Below are 21,660 nucleotides of genomic sequence, written 5' to 3'. Positions count from 1 at the left end.
TTCATAGTCGGCCTTGCCGGACGATCAGTCCGTACCCGCTTTGGTCTGATCGCCCATTCCGTCTCCGTTATCCGGCTCAGCCTGAGCAATCCGTCCATCCGCGTCCCCGGTTCCCGCGCCGAACGGCAGCGTCTGCGCCGCATACCCGGTTCGCTTCAGCTCCTCCTGAAACGCCCGCAGCCGCGCGAACTTCACCGCCAGCCGGTTCACATACCGCTCCCAGTCGGCTTCCCGGTCCAGCTTCTTGTAGTAGGTATGAAGCTTCTTCAGCAGCTTGACGGCGGTTTTGTAGGACGTACGATTTTTCTCCAGCACCGAACGCTCGACCGCCTGCGTAAACAGCGGGAGCAGCAGCGCCGGGTCGTTCTTCTCCACATCCTTCAGCTCCGCGGCGTACAGATTGAGCGGCGAGATCCGGTTGGCCAGCTGCAGGTCGACCCATTGCCGGTATCGCTTCGTCTGGAGCAAATAACCCGTGTAATAGTTATAGGATCGGGGGAGCAGCGCTTCCATCACGCCGACCCATTCCGCATCGTTGTCGATATGCTTCACTACATCCGTCCAATACTGGCAAAGCGTCCGGAATTCGTCGTGCGTTGCCGTCGCCATCGCCGGCTTCAGCCACCGGAGCCAGCGCAGCAGAGACAAAGCATCCCCGTGCTGATGCGCTTCCTGCAAGTACAGGAAGAAGTCGCCCGGACGCTTGGCCGTCAGCTTCTCCAGCCGCTTCGGCAGCTCGCCGGTCGATTCGCCCAGCAGCACGTCGAAGTGCGCTCTGGCTAACGTCAGCACGGTGTGCAGGCGCCCCGAAGCGCCTTCCTTCGCCAGCAGCGCATCGAGCCGCTCCGATTCCTCAAGCCGCCATTTGGCGACCGGTACGTGGGACCAGATGAACCGGTACACGAACAGCCAGTCGATAGGCGACTCCCGCCCCTGCAGCGCCCACTCGCCGAGCATCGCCAGCGTTTCCCGCCAGAGGGAATGCCTGCTTTGAAACACGGCGTCCGGCAGCTTCTCCACGGTTTCCTTCAGCTTCTCGATACAGAGCGCCGCGCCTTGCTTGGAGCCGGTCTCGTGATGGTACGACAAGTACGACGCCTTCGTATCGAGATAGAAATGCTCGATCTTTCGCAGCATGAACAGCACGACGTGCAACCGGTACAAGCCGCGAACCGCCTCATCCCAATCCTGGGCGAACGCGTTCAGCGACTCCCAGGCCGCATCGCGGAACGTATCGATCGAATGCTGATGCGACAGCGAATAGCCGTAGAACCGCTGGTCGAAGAAGCGCTGCCACTCCGCAGCCGGCCCTACCGGTTCGGGCGCCAGGACGCGCGTTTCGGTCTTCTCCGTGCGCGCCGCAGCCGCTCTCATGCGCGAGCGCTGCAGGACCGCCTGCTTCAGCTCCTGCAGCAGCAGCTCCGGCCGTCCGTACGGCGCGTACAAATGGAACACCAGCGCCGCGATATGCGCGCACATCCCGTCGTCAGGGCAAGAGCATTCGCTGTTCTCGAACGACTCGATGTCGATCGTCACCTCGCATGCCCGCCGTTCCGGGTTTTGCACCGTCGCATAAATAAGCGTCCCGAATTTCAGTTCCACCTGCGCAATCAAATTTTTATGATAATACTCCCAACCGCGCTCCAGTATGGCGGCATCAAACCGTTTCGGCGCTTGCTGGAGCAAGTATTGAATGCGATTTTTCGGAAGCTGCAGCTTCAACATGTTGACCGGATCACCTCCGTTTCGCGCATGGCGCAGCCCGATACCCGGCAGCACCCTTCATAAGCTCTTCCCCTCAGTTTACCACGCCCGGCAAGATTTTGCCTACGTATTAGCTTCGGCCGGAGGGGCCTGAATTAAACGGCTTGTCCGCAAATCCGGCAAAAAGGAAAAGGAGCTTTCCGGACTTGGCCGGAAAGCTCCTCGCCATGACAGGGACTACCGATTAGACTACACCAGGAAAGCGCGGCTAACGATAACCAGCAGAATGAAGAGAACCAGAATCACACCTGTGCTAGTCCAGAGACCACCGCCGAAACCACCGCCGAAACCAGCGCCTGCGCCTGCAGTTGCAGTTGCGAATGCCATGTTGAAGTCCCTCCTTTGCTTTCGATCTAGTGTATCATATGCGGGATGGGTATGTCGGAGTGGACTCCTGCCCGTTCCTGGCGCCCAATCCGCGTCCTGACCCTGCATTCGACCCTTCAGGCAAAATGTACCCCTTCTCCCGCCGCCCGCATCCGTTCCCCCTTCCCGCGCTTCGTGCTATGATACAAGTACCGAAATACCCGCATGTGCAAAAAGGAGTTCTTATCGATGCTTACGCAAGCCCAGCAATTGCTGAAACAATATTACGGTTATTCCTCGTTCCGTCCCGGTCAAGAACAGATCATCCGCTCGATTCTTGCAGGACGCGACACGCTCGGCATCATGCCGACCGGCGGCGGCAAATCGATCTGCTACCAAGTGCCGGCGCTGCTGCATCAAGGGCTGACGCTGGTCGTCTCGCCGCTCATCTCGCTGATGAAGGACCAGGTCGACGCGCTGGGCGCGCTGGGCATTCCCGCCGCCTCAATCAACTCGACGCTGACCGGCACGGAGGTCGGGCGCACGCTGCGCGACGCCGAGAACGGCCGCTTGCGCCTCTTGTACGTCGCTCCGGAGCGGCTCGAGTCGGAGTGGTTCCGGGAGCGCGTGCGCGAGCTGAACGTGGCGATGGTAGCCGTCGACGAAGCGCACTGCGTGTCGCAGTGGGGGCACGATTTTCGCCCGAGTTATACCGCCATTGCGCCTTTCCTGCGCTCCTTGCCGAAGCGGCCGATCGTGGCGGCCTTCACCGCAACGGCGACGCCGGAGGTTAAGCACGACATTGCCGGGCTGCTTGAGCTGGAGCGTCCGGAGATCGTCATCACCGGCTTCGCCCGCGACAATCTGGGGCTGCACATCCTGCGCGGCGAGAACAAACGCGACTATATTACGCGCTATGTGCAGGCGCATACCCACCAGCCCGGCATCATCTATGCGGCGACGCGGCGCGAGGTGGAAGACGTCTATGAGATGCTGCGCAAGAAAGGCGTCGCCGTGGGCAAGTACCATGCCGGAATGACCGATGACGAGCGTTCCGCTGCGCAGGAGGCGTTCCTGTACGACGACATTCGGGTCATGGTCGCGACGAATGCGTTCGGGATGGGCATCGACAAGTCGAACGTGCGCTACGTAATCCATCACAACATGCCGAAAAATATGGAAGCCTACTACCAGGAAGCCGGCCGGGCCGGCCGCGACGGGGAGCCGGGCGAGTGCATTCTGCTGTTCGGGGCGCAGGACATCTTGACGCAGAAATTTTTCATCGAGCAGAGCCAGCTGTCGCCGGAGCGCAAGTCGAACGAATATAAGAAGCTGCAGTCGATGGTGGACTTCTGCTACACGCCGAAATGTTTGCGGAGCGCGATCCTGCAATATTTTGGCGATGTGGAGGGGGAGGAGCCGTGCGGCACGTGCTCGTCGTGCAAGGATGACCGGGAGACGGTCGACATTACGATCGAGGCGCAAAAAATATTTTCCTGCATCAAGCGCATGCGCGAGAGGTTCGGCATCTCGACGGTGGCGGGCGTGCTGAAGGGCTCTGCGGCGAAGAAAATATTGGAGTACCGTTTCAACGAGCTGCCGACCTACGGCGTCATGCGGAATCAGACGGAGAAGGAGATCGCCGACCTGATCAACGTGCTCGTGGCCGAAGGCTATCTCGGCTTGTCCGAGGGACAGTATCCGACCGTGAAGCTGCAGGAGGGAGCGCTCGAGGTGCTGCAGGGCCGCGTGAGCGTGTACCAGAAGGTGTCGCGCAAGCCGCTGGCGGTGTCCGTAGGCGACGACGGCTTGTTCGAGCGGCTGCGTCTCTTGCGCAAGGAGCTGGCGTCGCGGGACAAGGTGCCGCCGTACATCGTCTTCTCCGACAGCACGCTGCGCGAGATGAGCGAGCAGCGCCCGATTACGGCGGCCGAGATGCTGAATGTCAAAGGGGTCGGCGAGGCCAAGTTCCGCTCCTACGGCGCGGATTTCCTCGATGCGATTCAGCGCTGGGTAGGTGGCGAGCGGTCCGCGGGCTCGGTGGTGTGAGGGTTGTTAAGCAAAGGAAGCCCGGGGATGCTTTCCCACGGGCTGCTTCTGCACCGTAATTTGTTCGATGCCATATACGGGAAGCCGCCACAGTAAAAAAAGCTACCGCTCGGCGAGGCGCGTTCCCCCGCTAAGAAGATAGCTCCGTTTCATGACGAGAATAAGAGGTTTACGAAGGGAGGCTCAGCGCCGTCTGGATGTTCTGCAGATCGATCTTCCGCTGCTCCTGCGGATTCCACGGATGGTAAAGGCCTTTCTCCATCAAATATGTAGTAATCTGCTCGTGCATGTCGATCGCTTCGTCGAGATGCCGCGCGAGAACCGCCTTGACCTCCGGCGTTCCCGCCTCAGTGAGGGCCATCGCATAATTGCGTACCCCCGACTTGGCGGCAATCAGAAAATCCATGGCGATGACCTGGTCGGTCAGCACGTGCATGCCGGTGAGATGTTCCAATATCGTGTTCATGCCAACAACCTCCTACTGTTTCGTATTGGACAGGATGGCGCCGAGCTCCTGCAGCTGCCTGGTCGAGATGTCCACGTCCCGTTGTAAAATTTGCTTTAAAGCCGGGTCCGACACCAGCGCCCGCATCGTCTTGGATTTGGTCAGGCAGACGGTTTTGAATGCGGCGATTTCATGGACCTCGAGCGTTTCGTGCAATGCGTATACCATACGATAGTTTCCTCCCTGTCGCTTGAACGGTTACGGCTTGAGAACGACCTTGATGCAGTTGTCCTGCCGTGTATCGAATATGTCATACCCATGCTTCGCTTCGCTGAGCGGCATGACGTGCGTCACCACATCGCCCGGATCGACTTTGCCGGTATCGATCAGCTCGTACATATACGGCATGTAATGGATGACCGGAGCTTGCCCCGCCTTCACCGTAATATTGCGCTGGAAAATGTCGCCGAACGGAAATGCGTTATACCGTCCGCCGTATACGCCGGTCACCTGGATCGTGCCGCCCTTGCGCACGCTTTGGGAAGCGATCACGAGCCCGCCCATGGCGCCGGCCTGCAGCTTGAGGCCCGCGGCCAGCGACTCCAGCGGGGTCATCTTGCCGCTCATCCCCGAGCAATCGATGACGACGTCCGCGCCGCCCTTCGTGATCTCCTTCAGATGCATGCCGACGTTCTCGTAGTGCTCGACGTTCACGGTCTCCACGCGGTTGGTCCGCTTGGCATGCTCCAGCCGATAGTCGAGGTAATCAGCGGCGATGACCCGTTTCGCTCCTTTGAGCCAGCAAAACTTCTGGGCAAGCAAGCCTACCGGGCCGCATCCGATCACAATGACCGTGTCGCCGTCCTTGACGCCGGCGTTATCCACACTCCAGAAGGCGGTCGGCATCGCGTCCGCGAGCAGAACGAGCTTCTCGTCGGAATGCTCGGAGCTTTCGGGGATTTTGAAATGCGTAAAGTTCGCGAACGGCACCCGCAAGTATTCGGCTTGTCCGCCCGGGTGCCCGCCTGTAGTCCCCGAATAGCCGAAGAAGCCGCCCATATCCCCATGCTCGTTTGAGTTGTCGCACTGGCTTTCCAGGTGGTTCTGGCAGTACCAGCACTGCCCGCAGCTGATGTTGAACGGGATGATTACGCGATCGCCTTTCTTCAGCTTGGTTACGCCGGTGCCTGTTTCCTCAACAATTCCCATCGGTTCATGGCCGACAACATAGTCTTCCTGCATGTTAGGAATCATGCCGTGAAACAGATGCAGGTCGGAGCCGCAAATCGCGGTCGACGTCAGCCGGATGATCATATCGTCCGGCTTTTCGATTCTCGGATCGGGTACCTCTTTCACTACGACGTTCTTGATTCCTTGATAGGTGACGGCCTTCATGCCTGGTGCCCTCCCATGTGCTCATCCGGTGTACGGTCGAACATGCCTTTGCGTCTCGTGTCGTCGGGGAACAGCTTCATCTGGGCGATTTGGACCGTTTGCTCCGCGCCGAGTATATCGAGCTGGTACTGTTCCTGTAATTCGTAAGGGTGGAACCACTTCTTGCGAATCATCAGCTCGGCGATTTCCTGGTGCAGGGCGATAGCTTGGTGGAGCTGCGTACGGAGCAGCGCCCGGGCATCGGGGGACGCCGTCTCGGTCAGAGCGATTGCCAGGTTGCGGACCCCTTCCTTCGCGCGAATGAGAAAATCCATGGCGAATGTCATGTCCGCCATCTCCGGCATATTCAGCGAGTTGGCGGGGTCCAGGTAATCCATTTTCATCGATCAGGTTCACCTCAATTCAGTATGGGAGTAGGACGGCGGTCCGGTACCGGGGCGCTGAACGGCGCTTTGTTGTAGAGAGCTTGCAGATCGGCGAGAGCCTGGATGGACTGCTCGACGTCCTTTTGCAGCAAATCCTTCAGCTCCTGATCGAATACGAGCCCTTGCATCAGCTTCGATTTGGCCAGGCACAACGTCTTAAAGTTGATGGCCTCATGGATTTCCAGCGCTTCGTGCGGCGCTAATGTCATCATTGTCGTCACCTCCTGTTGCTGCTTCGAACGAGGCTATTTTTACCTAAAGCCTAGACGATATTCCGCAAGGTTCGAATAAATGTACGGATGAAATATTTACCTTCCCATATTCGGACATAACGGAACGGAAGCTGGAAGAGGAGCCGCTCTAGAGATCGAGGAGGGGTTTCGGTGGAACGGGTTTGCTTAGCATCACACGAAAAAAACGCCCTCCCGCACCGAAGCGGAAGAACGTTCTTATTTCGTTAGCACCGGTATCGAATTAATATTTGGTATTGCCGGATTGTGAAGTATTGCCGGATGCAAAGCCCTTGAACAGCGTCGGTACGTTCGAATAGCGCGTATTGGTGATTTTGCCTGTGCTGGTGGAGCTATCGGTCCGAAGGATGGAATCCTTCACATTAGAGATGTCGCTGCTGTCGACCGTCATGACGACCTTGTAGGTGGTGCCGCCGTTCTGCCGGACCAGCTTACCGATATCGTCCGCTCTGAAGTTCTTGATGTTGATCGTGCCTGCCGCGTTCATCTGAAACACCTTGTCATAAGCCTTGTAGGCAGCTCCGCCCGTAATATTCACGGTACCGGACGACTTCAGGGTCAAGGCATCCTCGCCGACATCCTGCCACGTTACATTTTGAATGTTGCAGTTGCCGTAGCAATGTACGCCGTCCGCCGCCGGAGCGCCGATAATGACGTTCTTCAGCGTAGCACCCGCTTCCAGCCGGAATACGGGCTTCTGGCCTTCAGCCTGGCTGCCGTCGCCGAGCGTGCTGGGGTTCGCCACATACGTCTGGCCTTTGCCGTCGAAGGTTTGGCCCGCAGCGACAACGATGGTGGAGTTGACTACAGTAGCCGCCATAGCAGGCTGAACCGCAGCAAACATCGAAAATACCAAGCCAAGGGAAAGTACGCCACTAAGCAATTTTTTGTTTTTGTTCATTATCATGATCATCCTTTCGAGATTTGAATTGGTTATCGGTGGAGAATTCTTCATGCGTTCATGCTGTACGCATCAAGCGAGTGGTCCTTGTTGCTAGCCGATGATGGAAGTCTGGTAGCCGCCTCACCGCCCTTCATATTTTTATTTACTGGATAAAATGGAAGATAATATAATGATATCGTTACCATTACCTTCCTGTTGATAATATAGCACGGTTTACTATCCAAAACTTTACACTGGATTGCTTGGTTGCTCCTGAAGTTTGCTTTATTTGCTATGATGTGCGGAAGGTCAATAAGGAAAATGTAACCGCTGCCATGAACGGAGCCGATAGATCACTCGATGAATGAAGGGAGAGTGCCCGATTGCAGGAAGCCGCTGCTAGTCCCGACAAGTATTATCTTTCCGACCAATCGTTCAGCATCCAGCATCTCCATAGAAGAGAGCCGTACAGTATGGAGGCCGCCCATTTTCACCCGTTCTATGAAATTTATTATTTGCTCAGGGGGGAACGAATCTATTTCATTAACGATAAGGTGTATTCGGTTAGCAAAGGCGATCTGATCATTCTAAACCCCTATGATATGCACAGGACTGACGGACCTAACGGCGATTCGCAGGGCTTCGAGCGGATTCTGGTCAACTTCACGCACGAATTCATGCAGCCGGTTGCGGAAGGGAAGCTGCGGCTGCTTCCCTTCACCCAGGATGCGCATCTCATCCGCTTCCCGCTTAAGGAGCAGCCTGTGATCGAAGGCCTGCTGTGGGGGCTGCTCGGGGAATGCAGGCAGCGGCAAGCCGGTCATGAGCAAGGCGTGCAGGCGCTTCTATTGCTGCTGCTCATCCGTATTCAACGCGCCGTGCTGCAGACGAACGACAGAGTCGAGCATTCCGTTCATCCTATGCATCAGAAAATATCGGAGATCGCCTCGTACCTTTCGGCGGAATGTCATCAGAGGCCGACTCTGGAGCAGGTAGCACAGCGATTCTTCATCAGCCCTTCGCATCTGAGCCGCGTCTTCAAAAGCATTACCGGGTTGAATTTCCGCGATTATATGCTGCTGCTTCGGATGAAGGAAGCGCAGCGGATGCTGAGAGAGACGAATAAGAAGGTGCAGCTGATCTCGGAGGAATGCGGCTTCGTGAACATTGCCCACTTCAACAAAGCCTTCAAGAAAATCGTCGGCGTGTCGCCGCTTCAATATCGTAAACTGAGCAATGGGAAGGGGAGGGGACGTAACGGGTAAGAAGCATGGCTTGACCATAGGGGGAAAGCGAATGATTCTGCCGTCGCATTCTCCCCGTACGGAGGCTGCGACGGCAGTTGGATTACATGACTACTCCGTCAACCGGTCCGGGTGCTGAGGCACCTCGAAAGAGGTTGTATCGACGTAGCTTTCACCTTTGTTGCGGTAATTGCTCGGGACATCCTGGCGCACGCTGCCCGGCTCACTGTTGGAGCTTTGCTCTTCTCCCGCAAGCACAGCGGCTTCTCCCGGCGTCGCATTCGTATCGGCGACTTCTTCCCAGCTTGCCTTCAGACCTTCCTGCTTCTCGTTTACATTGCGGTCGTTCGATGGCTTCATGACGGGACCTCCTTCACCTTCTTGGGTATAGAGATGGTTTCACCGTATTCCGCCAAAATTATGCAGTGGGGACACCATACAATGAAACTCTGCCGGGCCGGTTGGTGTATCGCGTACATAGGTGTCGCTTATGCGAAAGCCGGCCTTTTCGTAGGCGCGGGTCGCCCGTATGTTCCACGTGAGCACCTCCAGGTCGACGGTGCAGCCGGGGCTGCGGCGCCGCGCCTCGAGGACGAGCAACCGCGTAAGTTCCACGCCCCGTCCGCCGCCGCACAAGTCCGGACGCAGCCCGAGGCCAAGCCGGACAATCGGCGTGCCGGACTCGCTCACGAGCGGGAACAGCTGGCCGAAGCCGACGAGCACGCCGTCGGCATCGACCGCGGCAACATATTGATGTCTGCGCAGCTCTTCGTCGGCGAATTCGTCCCCGCGACGGACCAGCTCTGTCCAATCGGGCCAATCATATACGTTGTAGGGGGCCGGGTAGCGCCAGCCGCAGACGAGCGGACCGTGCTCTTCCGAGAAGGGGACGAGGCGCCAGGACGGGGCGGGGGAGTTATTTTCGCCGGGGGGTTGTGGTATCATGGAAAGCATTCACATCCTAGTTGATCTGATGGAGGAGCGATTCATCAAGTATGGCTAATGACTATCGCGTTCGAGCGGCGGAACCGGGCGACCGGGCACCGCTGAAGGAGCTTATGCTTGCATATATCGTCGATTTCTATGGAAGCCCGAGGCCGGCCGATGAGAAGCTGGACGCTTTAATGGACGAGCTGCTGCAGGGCCGGATCGGGCGCCAGTGGGTCGCGGAGGACACCGCGGGTCGGCTGGTCGGGTTCGTTACTCTTTATTATACGTACAGCACGCTCCGCGCTCAAAAGGCCGCGATCATGAACGATTTGTACGTGTCGGCGGATTACCGCAGGGCCGGTGTGGCCGCCGATCTGTTCGCTGCGATCCGCAGCTTCGCCAGAGCGGACGGCTGTGCGTATTTAGGCTGGGAGACAGGGGCGGATAACGTAAGAGCCCAGCGCTTCTATGAGAAAATGGGCGGCGAACGCGGGACCTGGCTCACCTATTCGATTGATCTGTAACCTGCTATACTGGGGACAGTTGGAATTTTGTCTAAGGAGCGGTGGTATCATGCGCAATGTAGTAGATGTAGCGTGGCTGGCTGACCATTACGAGCGGCGGGATGTCGTCGTGGTCGACTGCCGGTTTGCGCTGGGCAAGCCGGAGTCGGGACAGGCCGAATATGCGGAGGATCACATTCCCGGTGCATATTACCTGGACTTGGAGCGGGATTTGTCCGGTCCGGTTATGGAGCATGGCGGGCGGCACCCGCTGCCGGACCTTGGCGCCTTGTCGCTGAAGGTCGGCGAGATCGGCGTGGAAGCCGGCGTGACGGTCGTCGCATACGACGATCAAGGCGGGGCGATGGCGTCCCGGCTGTGGTGGCTGCTGCGTTTTCTCGGTCATGGGCAGGTCGCGGTGCTGGACGGCGGGTACAAGGCGTGGAAGGAAGCGGGTCTGCCGGTGACGGACGAGCTGCCGCATCCGCGCCAGGCGACGTTCTCGCCGAAGGTGCAGCGGCACATGATGATCGCCATTCAGGAGCTGAAGGAGCGGAAGGACTCGCCGGACGTCGTGCTCATCGACTCGCGGGAGCCGCGGCGTTATCTGGGTCTGGAAGAGCCTATCGACAAGGTGGCCGGGCACATTCCGGGCGCGCGCAACTACTTCTGGAAGGGCAGTCTTGGGGAGGACGGCCGCTGGCTGTCCCCGGAAGCGCAGCAGGAGCGCTTCGGCGAGCTGTACCCGAACGATGAGCTGATCGTGTACTGCGGTTCCGGCGTGACGGCGTGCCCGAACGTGCTGGCATTAGAGGAAGCGGGCTTCAAGAAGGTGCGGCTGTATGCGGGAAGCTGGAGCGATTGGATCTCGTATGAGGAGAATCCGATAGCTGTTGGCGAGGAGTAAGAGCGGCGAATCCGCGTCGGACGCGGGGTGGAGGGCTGTGGCGGGTTGCCGGGAGGCGGTCTGCTGCGGTCCTTTTTGCTGTTTTTCGTTTAATAGCTTGTTAACAGGCGAGGAAAGAAGTATCTTTGATAAGGTCTTGTGTATCCAGGAGAGCAGCGCTTGAACTCACTTGTTGAAACTTTTGCACTTATGATAGAAACCCAATAGTAAGACCAAGTTCAAGTTATGAATGGCACAATAAAACCTCCCTCGGCGGTCACCTAAGGGCGGGTTTTTACTTTTTCTTGAAGTTATTCGTGATGTATGTCAGAAGAGCAACAACAAAGGTTGAAAAATCGATCATGAAGAGGATAGCATCTTTAACTTCCGTGGCTCCACCTCCTTTTGAAGGGAAACCATGCCACCACAAATATGTGTAATGATTAAATCAATATAGCAAATTCAAGTAAATTCCTAAAAGGCCAAAAAGCCGCCAAATCGGCGGCCTATTTATAGATTGATTATCTTCTTAATGACATCGCGTATCCTTGATCATGCTTGAGAGCAAAGCTCTCATCCGAATTTACCAAGTAAATAATGCCCTCGATAAATCCAATAATGGTTGGGATCCAAGTCCAGCAGAAAATGAGGTAAACAATCCCTAATCCTATTTTGCCTAGGTAAAACTTATGTGCACCAAGGCCGCCAAGAAGCAATGCTAAAATGGCTGCGGTAATTCGATTCTTGGTGTAGATTGGCACTGCCAGGCCGCTTCCGCCAGCCGCGGCGCTTGAACTGCTTGAACTTGAGGAAGCCCCTCCTCCACCTGCATTCATAAACACCATAGGTTGTTGTTTATCTTCCAAACGCTCTATTTTTCTTTTGTTCTCCGCAACTAAATCATTCACACAATTTTTGCAATAATTTTTACGTTCGAGTTCTGTATTGCATTCATTACAAATAAATTTGCCGCATCCGACACAAGTGCCAATCGAAGGGGATTCGGCATGGAGATAACAATTCATTAGGACTCGCTCCTTGTAATGGGAATATAAGTACTACAATTCGACATTACACTTATTTTTCCTTCATAATTTTCCATTAAAGCAGTCAAAAAATATACCGGTGGTAGGGGGTTAGATAGAGTTTCACATGTCAAGCCATGACTTTGCGACTACATTCCTTCTGTGCCCGGATTGTCAAGTCTGAAATAGAAATTTCTGAACGATCGTCGAGGATAATGGAATGTTTATCCGGAAATTGCATTGACGATTAGTGAAATGAAACAAAACGCTCTTGTCGGTGATACGACAAGGGAACTGGACGAAATTGGGGGAAGGTTTTTGAAAGGGCATGGGGCTGTACCGGCACCCAAAAAAACATACAATTTCTCAGGCAACACCTGTATAAGCATTAACAATGAAGGACATTCTTTTCCGATACATCCATTCAACCCATCATTACTGCGTCTCTGTCGATACACACACAATACGATGATGAAAGTAATCTCTTCCCTTAATCATGGAGTAAGATTGAACGAAATCGGAAGGATTATTGAAATCGAGGCTAATAAAGGCGGCTATAATGTTATTAAGAATCTGTGCAGTCACGGTATTGGGAAATCCCTGCACGAGGGTCTGGTTATTACAATCGGGCCCTTTTTATCTACAGGTGCAGGGTATGTCGTTGAGCAACCGGTCACAGGGAGCTAGAAACGAGTTGATTCATATATTTTTTGAGTTCGTTGGAGGAGTATTATGGGAATTGTCGAATAATCATCATTAATTTTTGCTATGGAGATAATTGGGGGCCAATTAATCGTGAGGAAAAAGCTGCTTTATTCACTAGCATTAAGCGGGATCACCACTCTGTCTTTTGCGGGCGGTATTTATGCCGGATCTGCAGTTGAGTCAATTCAAGCTTATCTGAATAAGGACATCAAATTTACCATCGATAAAGCCGCTTGGGTGCCGAAAGATCCAGACGGACAAATCTTGGCGCCGATTGTATATGGTGGTTCTTCCTATCTACCTGTACGGGCGTTGGCCGAAGCAACGGGAATGGAAATTGACTGGGATGCTGCAACAAACACGATCCAGATTGAAACAAAGCGGACTGAATCTTCTGTTTTGCCAAACAACAATGTTCCCAATATGAATCCAGCTTCAGACGTACCCAATTCAATTGTAAATTTTATGCTGAAGGACGAGAACAAGTTAAACTTTTATGATTACGTTCAAAAAGTGTTTTGGTTAAAAACTGAGAACCCTGGTCAAGGAATCGTTGAGAATCAAAAGTTAGTATTTGACGTCGGCAAGCAGGATTTCAAGACCATGGTTATCCGTTATCTGGCAAATGAAAGCGACGGCTGGCACACATATCATGTTAAGGATCAAGACGGAAACGAGTATCCCATCGAGAACGCCAGCCAGTCCTATACCTATCAAGGTAATGCGGGGAATTTTCCTCCGGTAACCATAAATGCGTGGCAAGGTACCGTACGTTTCAACAAAGGACCGGTAACCCGAGTCTACCTGTACTATGCGCCGTTAAGTGAGAAACATAGCCAAGAAGGACTGCTTGCCGATTCCTATTTCAGCAAGTAGGTTTATGACATCACTTGGAGCGTACCGAAGCAGTATGCGAACCGATCCGTTTTGCACGTTTAGGTAAATACAGCGAAAGAAGCAGCATCCAACTCGTAGGAACGGAATGCTGCTTTCTTGTGTGACTCCTCTCCAATTCGAAAGGAAGCGGGCATTCTTTGCCGCATGGTTCAATATATCCATAGTTCGCCACAAACGGGGAAAGGATGCAAGGCGGCGGAACAACAATCAAAACACGAATGAACGGTGTTCGGGGCCGCATGGGTTGGAACATCCAATGAGCCGATTTGGAGGTAGTGTCCTTTTCGACGAATCCGGACTTCGAAACAAAAAGGAGCCCGCAGGCTCCCTTTCAAAGATTAATGCGACGGATGCATCGCCCGGTGCTGAACGACGACGCGGCGGATGAAGAACGCCAGTGCCAGACCGATCAGCGTGACGATCATGGCGAACAAGAACACGTGCTGCGAGCCGAAGGTCATCGCTTTGGCGATCTCGTTCATCTCGTTCGGCGCAGGAGAGCTGTGCAAATACTTCTCCATGCCGCTTGTCAGGATGCTGATCGCAACCGCCGTGCCGATCGCGCCCGCAACCTGCTGCAGCGTGTTCATTACCGCTGTCCCGTGCGGGTACAGCTCCGGCGGCAGCTGGTTCAGGCCGTTCGTCTGCGCCGGCATCCACACCATGGAGATGCCGACCATGAGTCCGATATGCAGGGCGACGATGAAGGCGATCGAAGATGCCGGCGTAATGCCGGAGAAGAACCACAGCATCGCTCCGACAATGGCGAGGCCCGGAATGACGAGCCACTTCGGACCGTACTTGTCGAACAGGCGGCCCATCCGCGGCGACAAAATGCCGTTCAGCGCGCTGCCCGGCAGCAGCATAAGTCCGGCGGTGAATGCGGACAGCTTCATGCCATTCTGGAGATACATCGGCAAAATAATCATGCTCGACAAAATGATCATCATGCAAGACAGCACCAGCAGGAGACCCATGATGAACATCGGGTACTTGAAGACGCGAAGGTTCATCATCGGTTCGCGCATCGACAGCTGCCGCAGCGCAAACAGCAGGATCGCAATCAGCCCAATGACGATACAAGCGATCACAACCGGGCTGGTCCAGCCTCCGTCGCCTTCACCCGCTTTGCTGAAGCCGAATACGACGCCGCCGAAGCCGATCGTCGACAATACGACGGACAGCACATCGATGCGGGGCTTCGTTACCTCGGTGACGTTCTCCAGGAACTTCAGACCTACCAGCAGCCCAATAATCAGGAACGGAAGCGACAGCCAGAAAATATAGTTCCATGCCAAATATTCAATCAGGAGACCGGCCACAGTCGGGCCGATCGCCGGTGCGAACATGATGACGAGACCGACGAAGCCCATCGCCGCTCCGCGCTTATCCGGCGGATAGACGACGAGGATCGTATTGAACATAAGCGGGATTAAGAGGCCCATACCGGCTGCCTGCAGAACGCGCGCGACCATCAGCATTTCAAAATTGAACGCCAGCGCTCCGACCAAAGTGCCGACAATCGAGCTGGCGAGCGAGAAGACGAACAGCTGTCTTGTCGTAAACCATTGCAGCAGAAGGCCGGTCATCGGCATCAGGACGCCGAGCGTCAGCAGAAACCCTGTCGTGAGCCATTGAGCGGTCGCGGCGGTAATGTGGAAAACTTCCATTAAATTGGTGATCGCAATGTTGAGCGCCGTTTCGCTGAACATGCCGACGAAGCCGCAAATGAGCAGCGACGCCATAATCGCCTTCGTATTGTATTGCTTCATTCTCGATTCCACTTCCTTCTCCTGAAAAATATCTATTTGTATATGGCCCGGAAATCAGGCCTGCTATCTGTTACGATAATATTTACAGTTCCTGAAGTCAATACTTGAAACCTAATTTATTTGTAAACCGGTGGTAATGATGCTCACTCACGGCATCCGTCTTGCCCATTTTTTCCAGCCGATTGTTATTATACCATCTCCGGTTCGCGAACGTACGGCTATAACGATTTTTTCCTATCGAAAAATGAGTTGGGCGGGAAGGCGATGAAGGCGTCGATCTGCGGACAAGCATCTGTAGAGCCGGCGGGGTTGTTGCGGGCGTAAGCGGCGCCATTTTACAGCATCTGGATGGCTGGCGCCCTATGTGCTACGATACAGGTACGTGATAACAGATGATTTCGGATAGAGGGGTCATGCATACGGATGAATACAGAGTTCCTGCGCGGATTTGTGGAGATTGCAAGGAGGAAGAGCATCGCGAAAGCAAGCGAAGCGCTGCATCTGACTCATACAGCGCTTAGCAAGCAGCTTCAAAGCTTGGAGAAACAGCTGGACGTGCGGCTCGTGACGCGATCCTCATCGGGCGTGGAATTAACCGAAGCCGGGCAGCTGGTGTACGAGGAGGCCGTTCATGTGCTGGAGAGGCTGTCCACTCTGAATGAGGCGCTCGGGGCGCATAGGGAATGGAGCCGTCTAACGATCGCAACGCTGCCGGATATTGCAGCCAGGTATTTGTCTTCAGCGGCATTATCCGAGCTGAAGAAGCAGGGCCGCGAGGTCGAGCTGGCCTTACACCACGCCACTCAGGAGGCCTACGAGTCGCTTCTGCAGGGAGTCGTCGACGTCCTTGTCGCCGAGCGCGTCAGCAAGCATCCTTCGGTATGGATGACGGATTTATACCGGGAGCCCTTGTTTGCGGTGATGCCCGCAGATCATACCATGGCTGCGCGCAGCTTGCTGTCCTTGGAGGAGCTCAGCAGAGAGAGGCTGATCCTCTACCCGTACGGCTGCACGATTCGCGCCAAGCTGACCAGTCTGTTCGAAGCGTCCGGACTGCCGATGAACATCGCCACCGAAATTGGCTTCCATGAGATGATCCTCGGCTACGTAACTTCCGGCAGCGGCATGACCGTGCTGCCGGAATCGCTCGTATGGCACGTAGCGCCAAGCCGGATCCGCATTCTGCCTCTGGACGATGCCGACGCCTGCCGCACGATTGCCGTCGCGAGCCTGCAGCCCGACAAGGCGGCGAAGCTGCTGCCGCATCTGCGTCAGGCGTTTACCGCCGCGCCGACACTGGCAACGCCGAAGATTTGAACGGAAATGTACGGATATGTCTTATACCGGCTGGCGATCTCCAGCTCCAGCAGCGTGAAGCGCTCAATCGTGCGGTTGTTGGCCAGCTTGCCGGCGTCGATGAACCGGAACGGGAGCGGCTCCAGCAGAGCGATGATCCGCGCGCGGACCGCCTCGTCGTCTCCGGTCACCAGTACGTCGCTGATCCGGCCCTCGAAGGTCGGTTCGGCAAATACTTGAAAGAACGTATTCTTGAAGGCGCCGACGACGTTCGAATCCGGGATTGCACTTTGTACCGCTTCGGCGGCCGAAGCTCCCCACTCCATGGTGAACCCGGAGAAATCGGAATTGAACGGATTCGAAATATCGATGACCGTCTTCCCCTTCAACTGCTCCTTATTCGCCTCGGCCCAATTCAAAATATCGCAGAATTTGAAGGCGGGAATCAGCACGTCCGCAGCCAGCGCCTCTTCATAAGTAACCGCAGCAACCTGCTTCAATCCCCATTCCTCCGCCAGCTTGGCAGCCTCCGCCGGAGTTCTCGAACCCCACACAACATTCGTATGATGCGGAGCAAGCGTGCGCACCAGCGCCTTCCCCATATGACCTGTTCCCAGTACCGCGATTTTCATTTACCATCTCTCCCTTCCGGTTATGTCTTCATCCTAACAGAGCACCATCGAACCCAGAAGTTCCGATAAATTGCAGCCATCCCACTTTTGGTTGGATCCGTCGAGAATCGAGTATCGAGCATAAGCGTCAGGCATGTCGAAAGGCGTCGTTAATATTCTGATAATAAACATGCTTATAATAATGATTTTAGATAGCGGAAGCGGGAGGAATGGGATGCAGTACGTGGCAAGACTAGTTCTCGGCATCAATCGCAGCTTCAAGATCAAGCTGATTCTCAGCTTGTCGGTTATCATTTTGCTCTCTTCCGTCGTGACGGGTTATCTGACTCACCAAAGCAGCATGCAGCTGCTCCGGGATGAGATCGGCAAGCAGTACTTGCGTACGAACGAAGACGTGATGGCCAAGTTCGAGCTGAATGTGCAGGAGGTGTACCGGATTTCCCAAGCGATCGTATTCAACCCGTTGATCGAAAATAAAATCAAGAACATCGAAGCACGGGCGCCAGCCTCCGATCCGTACGGTCTGTATGACGACAAGAAGCAGATCGACGAGCAAATTTTCCAAATCAAGCTGGATGCCCCCTATATCACGGGCTTGTATTTGTACGACATGAACGGCAATCCTTCTTACTTCAGCTTTAACACTACCGTGATCAATACGCTCGACGCCGGCATCTACCGCACGATCCGCGCCAAAATCGACAACACGTCGGGGGATTTGGCCTGGATGAGCCTGCCGCTGCCGAGCTCGCTGGAGCCGGGCGGCTACAGGCAATCCATCGTCGTCTCGCGCTGGATGAAGAACAGCCTTCTGCAAACTTACGGAATGCTCGTGATCACGATCGACGAATCGTTTTTTTCGGGCTTGTTCAAAGGGCTGATGAAGGAAGAAGCCGACGAGGTGTTTTTGTATAATTCCGCTCGGGAGCTGATTTACAGCAATAAGCCGATAGGGACGGAACCGCAGGCATACCAAGAGCGCAGCTCCGGAATAGGAAGACTGACCTTCGTCAATGACAGATTATATGCGCAGAGCTTTTCGGCGAAGTATGCGTTCGCCCTTCTTAGCGGCACATCGCTTGAGGAGGTCCGCCAGAAGAATCGAAATATTTCCGAGCAAATTTTGTATGCGGGCCTGCTCAGCATGCTGGTCAGCAGCGTCCTGGTCGTGCTGTTCACCGGCAAGCTGCTGAGGCCGCTGAAGCGGCTCGTGAAGGGGCTGCACAAGGTGCGCAACGGCGCCTTCGACACCCGCATCGAAGTGCGCACCAAGGACGAGCTGGCGTATATCGGGGAAAGCTTCAACGCGATGACGGAGCAGGTGGAGCGGCTGATTAAAGAAGTGTATATGACGCAGCTGAGCGAGCGGGAGGCGGAGCTGCGGGCGATTCAGGCACAGCTCAATCCGCATTATTTGCACAATTTGTTCAACGAAATCTATTGGAAGCTGTTCCTGCAGGGGCAGAAAGAGACATCGGCACTCATCAAGTCCGTTGCGGAGACCATGAACTATACGCTGATGCCGGTGCGAACGCTGACGACCGTGCGGGAGGAGCTCGAGCACATTCGCCACTACTTGAAGCTGCAGGCCGAGCTGTTCGAAACCGATCTCGAGACCCGCATCGAAGCGGATGAGGATGCCCTGAACGGGGCAATTCCAAGGTTTCTGCTGCAGCCCCTCGTGGAGAACGTGTTTATGCATGCTTTTCGCGACATGACGTCGGATAAGAGGCTGTTCATCGGCGTGCGCCGGACAGGGGAGGAGCTGGCGATGGAGGTGGCGGATAACGGAGCCGGTATGGATAGGGAGCTCGTCTCCCGCTTGCAGGGGCCGATAGGAAACCCTTATCCGCTCAGGGCGGACAACCGCGAAAGTCTGGGCATTCGCAGCGTTCGCAGGCGGATTGAGCTCGTTTATGGCCCGCCTTACGGACTTTACATCGATGCTGCACCCGGCAGCGGTACGGTGATACGGCTCCGTTTGCCATATGGGGAACATCGTAGTGGAGGTGCGGGAGATGCAGAACGGTAAAATATTGATCGTGGAGGATCAGCCGAATTTCCGCAGAGGTCTGGTGAAGCTGATCGAGGATGGGCAGCATGGCTGGCACGTAGCCGGCGAAGCGGCGAACGGTTCGGAAGCGCTGGACATGCTCGATTGTTTGCAGCCCGATCTGGTGCTCACCGACATTCGGATGCCGAAGATGAACGGGATCGATTTTATCGCCGAGCTGCGGCAGCGGTATCCGGACATGCTCTTCATTTTCCTGACGGCTTACAGGAGCTTCGACTATGCACAATCCGCCGTCAAGATGGGAGCGCTGGATTACCTGGTGAAGCCGTGTACGGAGGAGGACGTCCGCAAGGTGCTGGCCAAGGCGTCGAGCTGGTTCCGGGAGCAAGCGGAGCAGCGCCGTAACGACATGCTGAGGCTGCGGCGGGAGCAGGCGCAAGCGCTCCGCTGTGTTCTCTTGAACCTTCCCTGCGAGCAAGAAATGACGGCCGTGCTGGACGAGGCGCTATGCGGGAAAGAGCTGTGGCTCCTCCGCCTGGGCTGGGAGGCGGACCCGAATCTGATAGCAGGGCAGCAGGACATCGAAGCTCGGCATGCAGCCGTATTCGGCAATCTGGAACAGCGGCTTTATCAAGCGGACCCTGCCTCGCTTCTGGTTGCGGTAGAGCACAGCCGGCTGTTGGTAGCGGCGGAGGCCGAGTTGGATGAAGCGAGCGTATCCGAGGCGATCCGCTGCAGCTTGGACCCGTTTCCGGACATCAGCTTCCGGCTGATGCGGATGGGGTCCGCCCCACAGGCGAAGCATATGGCCGGTATCTATACCCGGATGAACAAAATGGCGGAGCTGGAGGAGGCAGGACACAAGAAGGCGGGGCAGGAAGCGCACGTACCTGCAGATGCTGTTATAGACCCGGAACGGGTACGGGATTTGGAGGTCCGGATATCGGGAATTTTGTCGCTCGGACAGATGGACCGGCTCCGTCATTTTCTCGAGGATTTGACGGTGCCCATTGCCGGTATGAAGCCGCGGGAGCGGAGCGCTTATGCGGCTGCCGTCTGTGCGGCATTGCAGAGCGTTCGGCGTCAGCTCGGAATCCAAGGGGCCGGGCAGACCGTGACGGACCCAAGCGCTCTGCTGCCCCCGGCTCAAGGAGAGTCGGCGACGATTCGCTGGGTGAAGGACCGGACCGAACGGTTTCTGCACGATTATCGGAGCTGGAGAGAAGCGGCCCACAGCGGAAGCTTGCTGGATAAAGCGCTGGCGTACATCGGAGAGAGATACATGGGAGATTGTCGGCTGGCCGACGCGGCGGCCCATGTGCGCCTGAACCCAAGCTATTTCAGCGTGTGGTTTAAGAAAGAGACGGGCGAGAGCTTCACCCGCTGCTTGACGCGGCTGCGGATGGAGAAGGCGGCGGAGCTGCTCCGGCATACCGACATGAAAATTTCGGAGATCGCAATTACTGTCGGTTATAACGAGCCCAACTATTTTACCAATGCGTTCAGGCAGTTTTACCGGCAGTCGCCGAAAGAGTGGCGCAGCGCTTTCGGAAGATAGGGTTGACTCGGAACCAGGGGAGATCATCGAACAGTTGAAGAGTCTGTAAAGTCCGGCTGCAGCTCAGCGGCCGGAACGAAGAAACCACTCCGTGCCCGGAGTGGTTTCGTTTTGAATATATTGCCCTTACTTGCATACCATGAGCAGATTGCCGTCAGGATCTTTAAAGGTAAACCAATGTCCGTTCTCGATCCCGGTTGTTAGCTGCACATTCTTGGTCTGCATATACTCGTAGGCTTGATGAATGTCGTCCGTACGGAACTGGAATGCGGGGACTTGATAGACACGGTCCGGGGCGAAGATTTGGCTGTCCAGCACAATATCGGGGCCATCCATCGGGAGAACGTAAATATGACCGAAGAGAATGTCGCCGTCCGCCGGCAAGCCGAGAAGGCTGCAATACCAGTCGCGTGCCTGTTCGATGTTACTGACCGGAATAAAAACTCCGCCGATCTTATTGGAAATAGGGCTCATAACCTTCCTCCCCAAACGGTTTGTATGTTGAATTCGCCGAATGTTAGAAATTTCCTGCACAGGGCAAAATCATCAATCACGAACGTTTACTTGAAATTCATATAGACCCAATCAATTTATAGATTTGTCTATATTTTTTTAAGGGTTGTTCTTCTGCGGATGTTTATAATGAATTTCGCAGGAGGTCAAATATGAAACCAACACGA

The 21,660-nt window shown here is 55.3% G+C and carries 24 protein-coding genes; 9 read left to right on the top strand and 15 right to left on the bottom strand.

What is annotated here, in order from left to right:
- Positions 1 to 24: 24 nt before the first annotated feature.
- Positions 25 to 1,779 (bottom strand): SWIM zinc finger family protein, encoded by a 1,755-nt coding sequence (locus ACFFK0_RS24485; protein WP_377473004.1) that lies wholly within the window; start codon positions 1,777 to 1,779, stop codon positions 25 to 27.
- Between the two features lie 174 nt (positions 1,780 to 1,953).
- Positions 1,954 to 2,091 (bottom strand): sporulation protein YjcZ, encoded by a 138-nt coding sequence (locus tag ACFFK0_RS24480; protein WP_377473003.1) that lies wholly within the window; start codon positions 2,089 to 2,091, stop codon positions 1,954 to 1,956.
- A 228-nt stretch (positions 2,092 to 2,319) separates the two neighbouring features.
- Between ACFFK0_RS24480 and recQ the strand changes: the two genes are divergently transcribed.
- Positions 2,320 to 4,119 carry a DNA helicase RecQ gene (gene recQ / locus ACFFK0_RS24475; protein WP_377473002.1) on the top strand — a complete coding sequence of 600 codons (1,800 nt, stop codon included), beginning with the start codon at positions 2,320 to 2,322 and terminating at the stop codon, positions 4,117 to 4,119.
- Between the two features lie 169 nt (positions 4,120 to 4,288).
- On the opposite strand, the gene ACFFK0_RS24470 is transcribed toward recQ, so the two are convergent.
- From ACFFK0_RS24470 to ACFFK0_RS24445, 6 genes are all read right to left on the bottom strand, one after another.
- Complete coding sequence (locus tag ACFFK0_RS24470) at positions 4,289 to 4,585, bottom strand: spore coat protein (protein WP_377473001.1); 297 nt, start codon at positions 4,583 to 4,585, stop codon at positions 4,289 to 4,291.
- A 12-nt stretch (positions 4,586 to 4,597) separates the two neighbouring features.
- Positions 4,598 to 4,792 (bottom strand): hypothetical protein, encoded by a 195-nt coding sequence (locus tag ACFFK0_RS24465; protein WP_377473000.1) that lies wholly within the window; start codon positions 4,790 to 4,792, stop codon positions 4,598 to 4,600.
- A gap of 30 nt (positions 4,793 to 4,822) precedes the next feature.
- A complete protein-coding gene (locus tag ACFFK0_RS24460; protein WP_377472999.1) occupies positions 4,823 to 5,959 on the bottom strand; it encodes a zinc-dependent alcohol dehydrogenase in 1,137 nt (378 codons plus the stop codon).
- The gene (locus ACFFK0_RS24455; protein ID WP_377472998.1) at positions 5,956 to 6,342 is read right to left on the bottom strand and encodes a spore coat protein; all 387 of its coding nucleotides are present in this window, start codon (positions 6,340 to 6,342) and stop codon (positions 5,956 to 5,958) included. Before ACFFK0_RS24455 ends, ACFFK0_RS24460 begins: the two co-directional genes overlap by 4 nt.
- 14 nt (positions 6,343 to 6,356) lie before the next feature.
- Complete coding sequence (locus ACFFK0_RS24450; protein WP_377472996.1) at positions 6,357 to 6,596, bottom strand: spore gernimation protein GerQ; 240 nt, start codon at positions 6,594 to 6,596, stop codon at positions 6,357 to 6,359.
- 262 nt (positions 6,597 to 6,858) lie between these two features.
- The gene (locus ACFFK0_RS24445) at positions 6,859 to 7,536 is read right to left on the bottom strand and encodes a pectate lyase (RefSeq protein WP_377472995.1); all 678 of its coding nucleotides are present in this window, start codon (positions 7,534 to 7,536) and stop codon (positions 6,859 to 6,861) included.
- Positions 7,537 to 7,901: 365 nt separating this feature from the next.
- On the opposite strand from ACFFK0_RS24445, the gene ACFFK0_RS24440 reads away from it, so the two are divergent.
- Complete coding sequence (locus ACFFK0_RS24440) at positions 7,902 to 8,783, top strand: helix-turn-helix transcriptional regulator (protein ID WP_377472994.1); 882 nt, start codon at positions 7,902 to 7,904, stop codon at positions 8,781 to 8,783.
- A 90-nt stretch (positions 8,784 to 8,873) separates the two neighbouring features.
- On the opposite strand, the gene ACFFK0_RS24435 is transcribed toward ACFFK0_RS24440, so the two are convergent.
- Both ACFFK0_RS24435 and ACFFK0_RS24430 read right to left on the bottom strand, forming a co-directional pair.
- On the bottom strand, positions 8,874 to 9,122 hold the full coding sequence (locus tag ACFFK0_RS24435) for a hypothetical protein (RefSeq protein WP_377472993.1): 249 nt from the start codon (positions 9,120 to 9,122) through the stop codon (positions 8,874 to 8,876).
- Positions 9,123 to 9,161: 39 nt separating this feature from the next.
- The gene (locus ACFFK0_RS24430) at positions 9,162 to 9,707 is read right to left on the bottom strand and encodes a GNAT family N-acetyltransferase (protein ID WP_377472992.1); all 546 of its coding nucleotides are present in this window, start codon (positions 9,705 to 9,707) and stop codon (positions 9,162 to 9,164) included.
- Positions 9,708 to 9,757: 50 nt separating this feature from the next.
- On the opposite strand from ACFFK0_RS24430, the gene ACFFK0_RS24425 reads away from it, so the two are divergent.
- Both ACFFK0_RS24425 and ACFFK0_RS24420 read left to right on the top strand, forming a co-directional pair.
- Entirely contained in the window at positions 9,758 to 10,216 is a 459-nt protein-coding gene (locus ACFFK0_RS24425; protein ID WP_377472991.1) for a GNAT family N-acetyltransferase, read from the top strand.
- Positions 10,217 to 10,265: 49 nt separating this feature from the next.
- The gene (locus ACFFK0_RS24420; RefSeq protein ID WP_377472990.1) at positions 10,266 to 11,102 is read left to right on the top strand and encodes a sulfurtransferase; all 837 of its coding nucleotides are present in this window, start codon (positions 10,266 to 10,268) and stop codon (positions 11,100 to 11,102) included.
- A 274-nt stretch (positions 11,103 to 11,376) separates the two neighbouring features.
- On the opposite strand, the gene ACFFK0_RS24415 is transcribed toward ACFFK0_RS24420, so the two are convergent.
- Together ACFFK0_RS24415 and ACFFK0_RS24410 are read right to left on the bottom strand one after the other, a co-directional pair.
- The gene (locus tag ACFFK0_RS24415; RefSeq protein ID WP_377472989.1) at positions 11,377 to 11,511 is read right to left on the bottom strand and encodes a putative holin-like toxin; all 135 of its coding nucleotides are present in this window, start codon (positions 11,509 to 11,511) and stop codon (positions 11,377 to 11,379) included.
- 91 nt (positions 11,512 to 11,602) lie between these two features.
- Complete coding sequence (locus tag ACFFK0_RS24410; RefSeq protein WP_377473022.1) at positions 11,603 to 11,836, bottom strand: TM2 domain-containing protein; 234 nt, start codon at positions 11,834 to 11,836, stop codon at positions 11,603 to 11,605.
- A gap of 510 nt (positions 11,837 to 12,346) precedes the next feature.
- On the opposite strand from ACFFK0_RS24410, the gene ACFFK0_RS24405 reads away from it, so the two are divergent.
- Together ACFFK0_RS24405 and ACFFK0_RS24400 are read left to right on the top strand one after the other, a co-directional pair.
- Positions 12,347 to 12,793: a M24 family metallopeptidase gene (locus ACFFK0_RS24405; RefSeq protein WP_377472988.1), complete on the top strand. Its 447-nt coding sequence runs from the start codon at positions 12,347 to 12,349 to the stop codon at positions 12,791 to 12,793.
- A 108-nt stretch (positions 12,794 to 12,901) separates the two neighbouring features.
- Positions 12,902 to 13,687, top strand: a complete 786-nt coding sequence (locus ACFFK0_RS24400; protein ID WP_377472987.1) for a stalk domain-containing protein — start codon at positions 12,902 to 12,904, stop codon at positions 13,685 to 13,687.
- Between the two features lie 359 nt (positions 13,688 to 14,046).
- On the opposite strand, the gene ACFFK0_RS24395 is transcribed toward ACFFK0_RS24400, so the two are convergent.
- Positions 14,047 to 15,480, bottom strand: a complete 1,434-nt coding sequence (locus ACFFK0_RS24395; protein WP_377472986.1) for a DHA2 family efflux MFS transporter permease subunit — start codon at positions 15,478 to 15,480, stop codon at positions 14,047 to 14,049.
- A gap of 423 nt (positions 15,481 to 15,903) precedes the next feature.
- On the opposite strand from ACFFK0_RS24395, the gene ACFFK0_RS24390 reads away from it, so the two are divergent.
- Positions 15,904 to 16,797 (top strand): LysR family transcriptional regulator, encoded by an 894-nt coding sequence (locus tag ACFFK0_RS24390; protein WP_377472985.1) that lies wholly within the window; start codon positions 15,904 to 15,906, stop codon positions 16,795 to 16,797.
- Here ACFFK0_RS24390 and ACFFK0_RS24385 read toward each other — a convergent pair.
- Positions 16,752 to 17,408 carry an NADPH-dependent F420 reductase gene (locus ACFFK0_RS24385; protein WP_377472984.1) on the bottom strand — a complete coding sequence of 219 codons (657 nt, stop codon included), beginning with the start codon at positions 17,406 to 17,408 and terminating at the stop codon, positions 16,752 to 16,754. The two genes, ACFFK0_RS24390 and ACFFK0_RS24385, sit on opposite strands and share 46 nt — an antisense overlap.
- A 214-nt stretch (positions 17,409 to 17,622) precedes the next feature.
- Here ACFFK0_RS24385 and ACFFK0_RS24380 point away from each other — a divergent pair, with 214 nt between their 5' ends.
- Positions 17,623 to 19,440, top strand: a complete 1,818-nt coding sequence (locus tag ACFFK0_RS24380) for a sensor histidine kinase (protein WP_377472983.1) — start codon at positions 17,623 to 17,625, stop codon at positions 19,438 to 19,440.
- Entirely contained in the window at positions 19,427 to 20,980 is a 1,554-nt protein-coding gene (locus ACFFK0_RS24375; RefSeq protein ID WP_377472982.1) for a response regulator, read from the top strand. The genes ACFFK0_RS24380 and ACFFK0_RS24375 overlap by 14 nt, the downstream gene beginning before the upstream one ends.
- 126 nt (positions 20,981 to 21,106) lie before the next feature.
- Here ACFFK0_RS24375 and ACFFK0_RS24370 read toward each other — a convergent pair whose 3' ends face one another.
- Entirely contained in the window at positions 21,107 to 21,454 is a 348-nt protein-coding gene (locus ACFFK0_RS24370) for a VOC family protein (RefSeq protein ID WP_377472981.1), read from the bottom strand.
- Between the last annotated feature and the right edge of the window lie 206 nt (positions 21,455 to 21,660).

The sequence above is a fragment of the Paenibacillus chartarius genome (assembly GCF_042432825.1).
In the GTDB taxonomy this organism is placed as follows: Bacteria; Bacillota; Bacilli; order Paenibacillales; family NBRC-103111; genus Gordoniibacillus; species Gordoniibacillus chartarius.
Note: the sequence above shows the minus strand (reverse complement) of the source record. Positions and strands in the feature narration are given on the sequence as shown.

Coding starts and splice junctions, on each gene's coding strand:
- ACFFK0_RS24425 (WP_377472991.1), top strand. CDS start 9,758: ATGGCTAATGACTATCGCGTTCGAGCGGCGGAACCGGGCGACCGGGCA.
- ACFFK0_RS24390 (WP_377472985.1), top strand. CDS start 15,904: ATGAATACAGAGTTCCTGCGCGGATTTGTGGAGATTGCAAGGAGGAAG.
- ACFFK0_RS24480 (WP_377473003.1), bottom strand. CDS start 2,091: ATGGCATTCGCAACTGCAACTGCAGGCGCAGGCGCTGGTTTCGGCGGT.
- recQ (WP_377473002.1), top strand. CDS start 2,320: ATGCTTACGCAAGCCCAGCAATTGCTGAAACAATATTACGGTTATTCC.
- ACFFK0_RS24445 (WP_377472995.1), bottom strand. CDS start 7,536: ATGAACAAAAACAAAAAATTGCTTAGTGGCGTACTTTCCCTTGGCTTG.
- ACFFK0_RS24455 (WP_377472998.1), bottom strand. CDS start 6,342: ATGAAAATGGATTACCTGGACCCCGCCAACTCGCTGAATATGCCGGAG.
- ACFFK0_RS24465 (WP_377473000.1), bottom strand. CDS start 4,792: ATGGTATACGCATTGCACGAAACGCTCGAGGTCCATGAAATCGCCGCA.
- ACFFK0_RS24470 (WP_377473001.1), bottom strand. CDS start 4,585: ATGAACACGATATTGGAACATCTCACCGGCATGCACGTGCTGACCGAC.
- ACFFK0_RS24460 (WP_377472999.1), bottom strand. CDS start 5,959: ATGAAGGCCGTCACCTATCAAGGAATCAAGAACGTCGTAGTGAAAGAG.
- ACFFK0_RS24385 (WP_377472984.1), bottom strand. CDS start 17,408: ATGAAAATCGCGGTACTGGGAACAGGTCATATGGGGAAGGCGCTGGTG.
- ACFFK0_RS24430 (WP_377472992.1), bottom strand. CDS start 9,707: ATGATACCACAACCCCCCGGCGAAAATAACTCCCCCGCCCCGTCCTGG.
- ACFFK0_RS24375 (WP_377472982.1), top strand. CDS start 19,427: ATGCAGAACGGTAAAATATTGATCGTGGAGGATCAGCCGAATTTCCGC.
- ACFFK0_RS24370 (WP_377472981.1), bottom strand. CDS start 21,454: ATGAGCCCTATTTCCAATAAGATCGGCGGAGTTTTTATTCCGGTCAGT.
- ACFFK0_RS24380 (WP_377472983.1), top strand. CDS start 17,623: ATGCAGTACGTGGCAAGACTAGTTCTCGGCATCAATCGCAGCTTCAAG.
- ACFFK0_RS24420 (WP_377472990.1), top strand. CDS start 10,266: ATGCGCAATGTAGTAGATGTAGCGTGGCTGGCTGACCATTACGAGCGG.
- ACFFK0_RS24450 (WP_377472996.1), bottom strand. CDS start 6,596: ATGATGACATTAGCGCCGCACGAAGCGCTGGAAATCCATGAGGCCATC.
- ACFFK0_RS24435 (WP_377472993.1), bottom strand. CDS start 9,122: ATGAAGCCATCGAACGACCGCAATGTAAACGAGAAGCAGGAAGGTCTG.
- ACFFK0_RS24395 (WP_377472986.1), bottom strand. CDS start 15,480: ATGAAGCAATACAATACGAAGGCGATTATGGCGTCGCTGCTCATTTGC.